Genomic DNA, 367 nt, shown 5'->3' on the forward strand with positions numbered 1-367 from the left:
TGCTAATCCTCATGGCGCAGCAGGTAGCCAAGACCACGCAAGGTGGCGATCTGAACCCGAGACCCTTCGAGCTTCTTGCGTACACGGTGCACATAGATCTCGATGGCGCTGGGGTCGGCGTCGGTCTCGAAGTCGTATATCGCCGCCGACAGCGCCGCCTTGCTCACTGTGCGTCCCGCCTTGACCATCAATTGTTCCAGTACCGCGTGTTCGCGCGGCGTCAGCCCCAGCGTTTCGCCGGCGAGCGAAAACAATCGCGTGTTGGTGTCGAAGACAAGATCGCCGCAAGCAACGACGGGCGCGGTGCGGTCATTGGCGCGGCGCAGCTGCACGCGCATGCGCGCCTCCAGTTCCTCGATCTGGAACG

General features: G+C 62.9%; 1 protein-coding gene. It reads right to left on the reverse strand.

Annotated elements, in window-relative coordinates:
• Positions 1-2: 2 nt before the first annotated feature.
• Positions 3-367: winged helix-turn-helix domain-containing protein (locus EOB49_RS34885; RefSeq protein WP_206526213.1), on the reverse strand; the 365-nt coding region annotated here is incomplete at its 5' end.

It is taken from the genome of Mesorhizobium sp. M7A.F.Ca.MR.148.00.0.0 (assembly GCF_003997735.1).
Taxonomy (GTDB): domain Bacteria; phylum Pseudomonadota; class Alphaproteobacteria; order Rhizobiales; family Rhizobiaceae; genus Mesorhizobium.